We start from the raw sequence: 9,468 nt of genomic DNA on the forward strand, positions 1-9,468 counted from the left end.
AACGCCAGTTCCGACTTCTACGCCAACGCCAGTTCCGACTTCTACGCCAACGCCAGTTCCGACTTCTACGCCAACGCCAGTTCCGACTTCTACGCCGACGCCAGTTCCGACTTCTACGCCGATTCCGACGCCCACGCCCACACCCGTTCCCGATCGCTGGCGCATCGGAGCGATCGCGGCTGAATTTCCCGCCGACTTACCCGATCGCCCAGAAAATCCCGCCAGACTCAGTAACTCGTCTCGTCAAACCCTCGATCGCGCGATCGTTCCACCGGACTTAAACCACGGCGATCGCTTCCGAGTGCGTCTCATCGTCGAAACCAACGGACGAGCGGAAGTCGTCGGGGTTTGGAAACAACCCGGTAACGTGGCGATGGGCGATGGATACCGTCGTTTCCTACAAGCCGTCATCGACGACTGGCAATTTCAGCCTGCCAACAATCTCGTTAACGGCAACCCCTCCCCCGTCGTCTCTAACCTCGATCTCACGCTGTCGATCGAGAAATTTTGAAAAAATCTTTGCCAGCAAGAAAAAGTATGTTATTCTAGTTCAGGTGCGCGATAGCGCGGGCGTAGTTTAGTGGTAAAACCTCAGCCTTCCAAGCTGATGATGCGGGTTCGATTCCCGCCGCCCGCTTTAAAAAAATGCTTTTGTGAAATTCCAACCTTGAGAGATTAAGGTTAAAACAAAAGCGTAACAACCCACTCAACAAAGCGGAGCGATCGCGCCGATGTCACCTCGGAAAATTCCCATCGGCCAAGAGACTGCCCTGAAATTTCTCCATGCGGCGATCGACTGCGATCGCATCGCACCAGCCTACTTATTCGCCGGACCAGAGGGGATCGGGCGAGCGATCGCGGCGCGGTATTTTGCCGGACTGCTCCTCGGCGGACACCGCGACAACCTCGACAACCATCCGGATTTTCTGTGGGTAGAACCGACGTATCTCCACAATCAGAAGCTGCTGACGCCCGCCGAAGCTGAAGAAAAAGGCTTAAAACGCAAAGCGCCCCCGCAAATTCGCCTCGAACAGATTCGCGAAATCGGAACCTTTCTCAGTCGTCCGCCCTTAGAAGCTTCGCGGAAAGTCATAATCCTCGATCGCGCCGAAACGATGGCAGAACCTGCCGCCAACGGACTGCTGAAAACCCTCGAAGAACCGGGACGCGCCACGTTAATCCTCATTGCACCTTCAGCGGAATCTCTCTTATCGACTCTCGTTTCTCGCTGTCAGCGGATACCGTTCTATCGCCTGCCTCCCAAACACATGGAACAGGTCTTACGAGAAACCGGACACGAAGAGATTTTAAGCTACCGAGCCATTTTAGCCGTCGCGCAAGGCAGTCCTGGGGCAGCGATCGAATCCTGGCAACGACTGCAAACCATTCCCCCGGAAATTCTACAACGGGCGCGTCATCTCCCGCGAACCCTGCGAGACGCCCTCGACTTCGCCAAAGCGATCGCCTCTACTCTCGACACCACCGAACAACTCTGGCTTCTCGACTATCTCCAACAAAGCTACTGGCACGATTACTGTGACGAGGGCGGAACGCTACCACCGCTGCAAAAACTCGAAGCCGCGCGAAGTTACCTCCGCAGTTACGTCCAACCCCGTCTCGTCTGGGAAGTTACCCTGATGGAATTGGCGTATAGTTACCCGCGACAATCGGTTTGAGAAAAACGAGGCAAACGCAGAGACTTGCCCCGACGGAACGATTTCTATTCCGCCTTTTCCTGCTGCCATTGCTGCAACGCCAAACGGTGAACCTCTTGCCAACTCAACTTCTGTTTCCGGGCAACTTTGGCAACGTCTTCGTATTCCGGTTGAACGTTGATGACGTTTCCTTTGGCATCGCGGGCGATTTTCACGCGAACTTCGCTGTCAAAGAGGGTTATCGATCGAAACTCTCGCGAGAGGATCGATCGCTCTTGGAAACTGTGACGAATGCCCAAGGTTGTCGTTTCTCGGAACAACACCGCCTCGCAGTCGGTTTGTTTGTCGGGAGAACAAATCACCGTCAGCAACACGCCGGGACGATTTTTCTTCATTCCCACCGGCTGCGTGAAAACATCTAACGCCCCAATATCGAAGAGTTTGTCGAACACGTAGCCGATCGCTTGGGGGCTGATATCGTCGAGTTGAGTTTCCAACACGCAGACGCGATCGCTCGCCGACGGTTGCGTATCTTCTCCAATCCACAATCGCAAAACGTTCGGAATCGGAAACTCTCGGGAACCTGCCCCCAACCCCGTCTGTTGCAACGTCATCGCCGGAGGAACGCCGAACGACTCCACTAACGTAACCGTTAACGCTGCCCCCGTGGGGGTGACGAGTTCGCGATCGATCCCGTTTCCATACACCGGAACCTGGCGCATTTCCCAGAGTTTCAACACCGCCGGGGCAGGAACCGGAATCCGTCCGTGAGCGGCTTTCACCGTTCCGCCTCCCGTGGGTAACGGCGAACAGTAGAGGCGATCGATTTCCAACCAATCCAACCCGAGACAGGTTCCGACAATATCGACGATGGCATCGGTAGCCCCGACTTCGTGAAAGTGGACGCGATCGAGAGAAACCCCGTGAACCGCCCCCTCAGCCGCCGCCAACCGGCGAAACACGGCTAAACTCCATTTCCGGGCGCGATCGGGAATGTCCGCCGATTGCAACATTTCCTCAATTTCCGGTAAATAGCGATTTCCCTCAGAATGGTGGTGATGGTGATGTTTCTCAGCGTCGAACGTGGGCGGTTCTTCCGTCATATCGCGCAGGTCCACGTAGGCTTTCATCGCCGAGATGCCGTTACGACGAACCCGTTCGACGCGCAAACTGTAATCTTCTCCCACCCCCAAACGGTTCAAGTGTTCGGTGAGGTAGTCCACGGGAACCCCCGCATCCACCAAGGCTCCCAAACACATATCCCCAGCGATACCCGTGGGGCAATCGAAATATGCAATCTTACTCATTTAATATCCGCAGGCGCACCGTCCAAATGAGATTATAGGTGTGTTTTGCCCAGGGGATTTCGTTTGAAGCGTCCCCAACCGCAACCTGATAAAAAACAGAACTTATGGCCGAGCTTTACGAAATTCATCCGGAGACGCCGCAGGTGCGTCGAATAGAGCAGATCGGGGATGCCCTATCCGACGGGGCGGTGATGTTGTACCCCACCGATACGGTATACGCCATCGGTTGCGACATCAACGCCAAATCTGCCGTCAAGCGAGTTCGCCAAATCAAGCAACTCGCCAACGACAAGCCGCTGACCTTTCTCTGTCCCTCGTTGTCGAACATTGCCAGTTATGCCAGGGTCTCCGATCCGGCTTATCGGATTATGAAGCGTCTGATACCAGGACCGTTTACCTTTCTCTTACCCGCGACGAAACTCGTCCCGCGTTTGGTGATGGATCCCAAACGTAAAACCACGGGGATTCGCGTACCCGATCGCCCCGTGTGTTTGTCGCTTCTCGAAGCCTTGGGACATCCGATTATTTCCACGTCGGCGTATTTGCCCAGCCAGGACGATAACACGCCGATTCCGACGGTGAAGGTGGGACGAACTCTCGATAAGGCGGAACTGTTCGATCGCTGGGACAAGTTAATCGATGTCATCGTAGATGATGGATTGGAACCGGGTTACGACTTTTCGACGATTCTCGATTTGACGGACGACAACCATCCTCAAATCGTGCGGAAAGGCTTGAATTGGGAAGCGGCAGAGGCGTGGATTTGAGTTTCGACTGTGCCAGTTGACTGTGCCAGTTGGGACGGTGGCGTGAATAGCGGCGATCGATCGGTAAACCGTCCACCGTTAGCAGCCGCGAGTCAGACAGCGAGATGGTTCGATCGAACCCTGACGGGGTAATCGATCGCGAGTTTGGACGCCGATCGTCAGGCAGTGAATTCGGATAGGGCGATCGCGGAATTGGTTCGAGACGAGCGAACAGGTTCGGATAGTGGCATTTTCGCGCCCTGAGTGCAGTTTTCGCGCTCCTAAAGTTGAGATGTAGACGGAAAGGCACTGCACTGCCACCGCTACATCTCTTCTTCAGACCAAGTGCGCTACCTTCAGGCAAGATCGTGAACATTAAACTCGCAACTTCCTTCAACCAGGGCATTGACGATAACTTGAAAACGGGACGTTCCGCCCCGCCTCCATCCCCAGCTACTGCTGCCGAACCGCCCGCCGATCCCTTTTCCGATACGGTGTTCCGCCACTTGCAAGCGGAGTTAGACACCACCTCCGGCAGTGGCAAACAAGTGGCCCGACGTATCGCCCGCGAAGTCGAACGCATCTGTGACAAGAGCGATCGCATCCAGCGTTCGGGGGACGTGGAAAAGTGGAAACTCAACCTCGCCCACCATCGCCTAACCAAAATCTCCTCTTACTATAAACTCGGCTCGAAACAGGGTCGTGTGGAACTCCACAGCAACCTTAGCGTGATGGTGTACCGCCACATTGCCCCGACGAAAGCGAAACTCGGGTTTCAAGGTCGATACAACCTCATCGAAGACTTTCTGCAAGGGTTTTATATCGAAGTCCTGCGGGCGTTTCGTCGCGAACACGACGTACCGGAAGATTACACCCCTCGGACTCGCGTGGAGTTGGCGGAATACATGGCGTTTACAGAACAATACGCCAAACGCCGCATTTCTCTTCCGGGTCATAATTCCCAGCAACTCGTGATTTTGAGAGCGCAAGGATTTGCCAAAGGTCAACCCCCGGAAACCTCGATCGATATGGAACTGGCGGTAGAGTCTGGAAAAACCGAAGAGGAGGAAAGTCACAGCCGTTCTGCGGCTGCCCGTCAAGTTCGCGAACAGATGGTTTCTGAAACCGTCGATCCCTCGGAAGCGGTGATGCGCGATCGCGTGATTCGCTCTCTCATCAACTATTTGAAAGAGCAAGGTCAATCCGACTGCATCGATTATTTAGTCTTGAAGTTACAAGATTTGTCGGCTCACGAAATCGACGAAATTTTAGGACTGTCTTCTCGAGAACGGGATTATCTGCAACAACGGTTTAAGTACCATGTAGAAAAGTTTTCTCGAGCGGGAAATTGGAAATTGGTGCATCAGTGGCTGGGAGCAGATCTCGATCGCAATTTGGGGATGTCTCCGGCTCAGTGGAAAGAGTTTTTGGAAAAACTCAGCCCCCAGCAACGGAAACTCATCGCCCTCAAGCAATCCGGCGTCAGCGACAGCGAGATTTCTTCTCAGCTCAAATGCACGCCCAAACAGGCTCAGAAACGCTGGTCGAAATTACTGGATTTGGCTTGGCAACATCGCAATGGTTAATTTTTCGGGGAAGACGCGATCGAAATGGAAAGTCTTCCCCTTTTTATGTTTTTGGGTTGCTGTTATAAAAAATTGCCACACTCTAAACAATTTGAAAATCACAGATTTGTTGGTCAAGCAACTCGGTTTTTAAGTAAATTCGGTTATTTCTGTGGGAAGGTCGAAGGGAAAAACCGGGTCTCTGCGTAAATTTTAACGGAGGATATGGAGAATTGACTATAGAATGAAATTTTTAAAAAACTCTAGATTTTGCCAGATCCCCGGCATCTTCAAGATGCCGGGGATCTTAAGTAAAACAGATATCTTATAGAGTTTTTTGTTGGCAAAAATATTAATCGATCGGCTCAATAGATAAAAAATAAAAAAAGATATATTATAATAAAAATAAAAAGCCATGACGATCGATGCCGAAAATCCCAAAAACGATCGAGAAGCAATCTTGAAAGAGATTCGCGACTTAAAACAAGAAGTCGAACAGTTCAACCAAAAATTTGAGAATTACCAAAAAGCCATTCAATGGGTGGTTCAGTTAGCCTTCAGCCTCATCGCGGCGGCCACCGTCACCGTTATCGTGTCGAGCGTCATCACCAAGTGACGCACCCCATATCCCCCCAATTCCCGCTTGAGATTTATCAAAAATTTTGGGTCTAAAATCCCGTCCTAGAAGGACGGCTTTACAGTAGAATCAAGTTGGTCACTGACCCACCCGAGACGCAGACGTAACAGACAGCCCTTACGTGACGAAATCTGGTTAAACCCAGTGGCGCAGAAAGCTCGGTAGACCGGGAAAAGAGGATAGGGCAATGGCAGTCCACCCCTTGAATCAACAAAGTGCATAAGATTCTCCTTTGGGAATTCGACACATACGGCGGTGGGACACACCGTTACCGCCTGTGGAGCGAACGTAAGACTCGAAAGGCATTGCGCCCTGGAAAGCTGTTGCGAAAAACCCGCGAGGGACAGAAGCAGGAACCCAAATCGTGAGGTTTGGGAATCACCGTCCTTCCTTCGGCGGTGAGGATGTCAAACTGATTCGTAAGCAACAGTACTCATCTCATATCGATCTCATGGCAGAAGACGCAAACCAAGAGAAGAAGAAGCCAGCCGCCGCCAAAGGCGGGAAAGCCAAAAAAGAGAAACCCCCCGCCGTCGAAGACAAACCCTTCGCCGACTTCATGCACCAGGATTACCTGCCTGCCTTGAAAGCGGAACTGGAAAACCAGGGAATCGACGATCTCGAACTCAAATTTGAAAAACATCGAGTTCGTCCCATCAGCCCTTCCGAAGAGTGTTGGCAAGTCATCGGCACCTGGCAAGGGGGCAAACGCCGTTTTGTCGTCTACTTCCCCAAAGCCGACATCAAAGGACCTCGCGCCTTCTCCTGTTCGGCGGACGGCACCCAACCGAGTACGATCGAACCCTTCCTGATGGACGAACGCAGAATCAACTTACAACTGCTGGTTTTCGGCGTCGTGCAACGGTTGAACGCCCAGAAGTGGCTGGCCCGAAACTAGATTCAGTCACCAGCCTTTTACAGTGAACAGTGAACAGTGAACAGTGGAGACAGTTGACAGTTTATTCCTTGTCCCCTTGTCTCCCCTGCTCCCCCTCTCCCCCTCTTCACTTACAATAAATCCTGTGGTTTTGTCCCAGGACGAGAATGTCAACGCTTTCCGAATCTCCTTTTTCCCCGGCAGAACTCTCTGCTGAAGGTATCAAACCCGAAGAATACGAGGAAATCGTCAAGCGGTTAGGCCGCCATCCCAACAAAGCCGAATTGGGAATGTTCGGCGTGATGTGGTCGGAACACTGCTGTTATAAGAATTCCCGACCTCTCCTCAAACAGTTTCCCACCACCGGCGATCGCATCCTCGTCGGACCTGGGGAAAATGCCGGAGTGGTCGATTTTGGGGACGGATTGCAACTGGCGTTTAAAATCGAATCCCACAACCACCCCTCGGCTGTCGAACCGTTTCAAGGGGCAGCCACGGGCGTAGGCGGGATTTTGCGGGATATCTTCACGATGGGGGCGCGTCCCGTGGCGGTGTTGAACTCCCTGCGCTTCGGTTCCCTGGATAACCCTCGCACGCGACGCATTTTCGCGGGTGTCGTCGAAGGTATCTCTCATTACGGGAATTCCTTCGGCGTTCCCACTGTCGGCGGTGAAGTCTATTTCGATAAGGCTTACACGGGAAATCCCCTCGTTAACGCGATGGCGATCGGCATTATGGAAACTGAGGCGATCGTTAAATCTGGGGCGTCGGGTATCGGAAATCCGGTGCTGTACGTGGGATCGACCACCGGACGAGATGGTATGGGCGGCGCGAGTTTTGCCAGTGCCGAACTCAGCGACGATTCGATCGACGATCGCCCTGCGGTACAAGTGGGCGACCCGTTTTTAGAAAAAGCGCTCGTCGAAGCCTGTCTCGAAGCCTTCAAAACCGGCGCAGTGGTGGCCGCCCAGGATATGGGGGCGGCAGGTATCACCTGTTCGACTTCAGAAATGGCCGCCAACGGCGGCGTCGGGATCGATTTAGACCTCGATAAAATCCCGGTGCGCGAAACGGGGATGGTGCCTTACGAATATCTGCTCTCAGAATCCCAGGAACGGATGCTGTTCGTGGCGCAGAAGGGACGCGAACAGGAACTCATCGACATTTTCAAAAAATGGGAACTGCACGCCGTCGTCGCGGGAGAAGTCATCGAAGATCCCATCGTCCGCATTCGCTACCAAGGTGCGATCGCCGCTGAAATCCCCGCCACTGCCCTGGCAGACAACACCCCCATTTACGAACGGGAAATCCTCTCCGAACCGCCGGAATACGCCCAAATCGCTTGGCATTGGACGATCGATCGCCTACCCTATTGCCAGGAAAAAGGCATCGACATCGGCGGCGAACTCAAAACCTGGAACGACGTGCTGTTACAACTCCTCGATACCCCGAGTATCGCCTCGAAACAGTGGGTGTATCGACAATACGACCACCAGGTACAAAACAACACGGTCATCGTTCCCGGTGGGGCAGATGCGGCGGTGGTGCGGTTGCGCCCCCAAGAACCCCAGGCGGGAAGCGACAACGCGAACAAAACTTGGAATCGCGGCGTTGCGGCAACGGTCGATTGTAACTCTCGGTACGTCTATCTCGACCCCTACGAAGGCGCGAAATACGTCGTGGCAGAAGCTGCCCGCAACCTCAGTTGTGTCGGTGCCGAACCCATCGCTGTGACGGACAACCTCAATTTCGGCAGTCCCGAGAAACCGATTGGATATTGGCAACTGGCTTCGGCGTGTAAAGGGTTAGCCGAAGCCTGCGAAAGCTTCGGAACGCCAGTGACGGGGGGCAATGTTTCTCTGTACAACGAAACCTTGGACGCCGACGGCAACCCGACGCCGATTTACCCGACGCCTGTTGTGGGAATGGTGGGGTTAATTGAGGATGTAACCCGAGTTTGCGGTCAGGGTTGGCGCAATGAAGGGGATTCGATTTATGTGTTGGGGCTGAAAACCGACTGCGATCGCTCTGAGTTGGCTGCCCCCACCCTCGCCGCGTCGGAATATCTGGCTGTGGTTCACGAGACGGTTGCTGGAAAACCCCCTCGCTTGGACGAAGAGTTGGAACGAGTGATTCAAGCCACCTGTCGCTACGGTATCCGTCAGGGTTGGCTGAATTCCGCCCACGATTGCGCTGAAGGCGGTTTGGCGGTGGCGGTGGCGGAATCCTGCTTGGGCGGACAACTCGGGGCGAAGCTGTTGCTTCCGGTTCCGACGGCGTATCGTTGGGACGAGGTGCTGTTTGGGGAAGGCGGGGCGCGTATTGTCGTCTCGGTGTCGCCGGAAAATGTGGCGGTTTGGGAAACCTATTTGGCGGAAACCCTGGGTGACTACTGGCAAAAACTCGGAACGGTGTCTGGAAACGCTTTGGAAGTGGTGTCTGGGGAATCGACGGTGTTGGAGGTTACGTTAGCGGCGATGGCGGAACGCTACGAGGGCGCGATCGAACGTCGTTTGGGTTAGTCGTTCACCACACCAGACACAGAGAACACAGAGCCGCCTGTAGGGTGCGTGACTTGAAAAATCGGGTGTCGAACCTGAGACCGATCGCCCGTCACGCACCGACAATGTGCGCCGCCTGTAGGGTGCGTGACTTGAAAAATCGGGTGTCGAACCTGAGAC

The 9,468-nt window shown here is 53.8% G+C and carries 8 protein-coding genes, 1 tRNA gene and 1 pseudogene; 9 read left to right on the forward strand and 1 reads right to left on the reverse strand.

Annotated features, from left to right (window positions below):
- The 3 genes and pseudogenes from POG22_RS07505 to POG22_RS07515 form a co-directional block, all read left to right on the forward strand.
- Nucleotides 1-511: pseudogene (locus tag POG22_RS07505) on the forward strand (hypothetical protein); the annotation flags it as partial.
- A 55-nt stretch (nucleotides 512-566) separates the two neighbouring features.
- Nucleotides 567-637: transfer RNA gene (locus POG22_RS07510), tRNA-Gly, on the forward strand.
- A 94-nt stretch (nucleotides 638-731) separates the two neighbouring features.
- Nucleotides 732-1,676, forward strand: coding sequence for a DNA polymerase III subunit delta' (locus POG22_RS07515; protein ID WP_498904510.1), 945 nt, complete (start codon nucleotides 732-734; stop codon nucleotides 1,674-1,676).
- Between the two features lie 44 nt (nucleotides 1,677-1,720).
- Here the strand turns inward: POG22_RS07515 and larC are convergent, their stop codons facing one another.
- Nucleotides 1,721-2,962, reverse strand: coding sequence for a nickel pincer cofactor biosynthesis protein LarC (gene larC / locus POG22_RS07520; RefSeq protein ID WP_498904511.1), 1,242 nt, complete (start codon nucleotides 2,960-2,962; stop codon nucleotides 1,721-1,723).
- 104 nt (nucleotides 2,963-3,066) lie between these two features.
- Here larC and POG22_RS07525 point away from each other — a divergent pair, with 104 nt between their 5' ends.
- The 6 genes from POG22_RS07525 to purL all read left to right on the forward strand — a co-directional run bounded on the left by POG22_RS07525 (nucleotide 3,067) and on the right by purL (nucleotide 9,309).
- Nucleotides 3,067-3,729 carry an L-threonylcarbamoyladenylate synthase gene (locus POG22_RS07525; RefSeq protein WP_017662892.1) on the forward strand — a complete coding sequence of 221 codons (663 nt, stop codon included), beginning with the start codon at nucleotides 3,067-3,069 and terminating at the stop codon, nucleotides 3,727-3,729.
- Nucleotides 3,730-3,738: 9 nt separating this feature from the next.
- On the forward strand, nucleotides 3,739-3,861 hold the full coding sequence (locus tag POG22_RS07530; RefSeq protein WP_498904514.1) for a hypothetical protein: 123 nt from the start codon (nucleotides 3,739-3,741) through the stop codon (nucleotides 3,859-3,861).
- Nucleotides 3,862-4,076: 215 nt separating this feature from the next.
- Nucleotides 4,077-5,294, forward strand: a complete 1,218-nt coding sequence (locus POG22_RS07535) for a HetZ-related protein (RefSeq protein ID WP_498904516.1) — start codon at nucleotides 4,077-4,079, stop codon at nucleotides 5,292-5,294.
- Between the two features lie 394 nt (nucleotides 5,295-5,688).
- Nucleotides 5,689-5,889, forward strand: a complete 201-nt coding sequence (locus POG22_RS07540) for a ssr2422 family thylakoid membrane protein (protein WP_063718335.1) — start codon at nucleotides 5,689-5,691, stop codon at nucleotides 5,887-5,889.
- A 472-nt stretch (nucleotides 5,890-6,361) separates the two neighbouring features.
- Nucleotides 6,362-6,808, forward strand: a complete 447-nt coding sequence (locus POG22_RS07545; protein WP_063718334.1) for a DUF2996 domain-containing protein — start codon at nucleotides 6,362-6,364, stop codon at nucleotides 6,806-6,808.
- 146 nt (nucleotides 6,809-6,954) lie between these two features.
- Nucleotides 6,955-9,309: a phosphoribosylformylglycinamidine synthase subunit PurL gene (purL, locus tag POG22_RS07550; protein WP_498904518.1), complete on the forward strand. Its 2,355-nt coding sequence runs from the start codon at nucleotides 6,955-6,957 to the stop codon at nucleotides 9,307-9,309.
- Nucleotides 9,310-9,468: the final 159 nt, after the last annotated feature.

Source organism: Geitlerinema sp. CS-897 (assembly GCF_028368005.1).
GTDB lineage: Bacteria > Cyanobacteriota > Cyanobacteriia > Cyanobacteriales > Geitlerinemataceae > Baaleninema > Baaleninema simplex.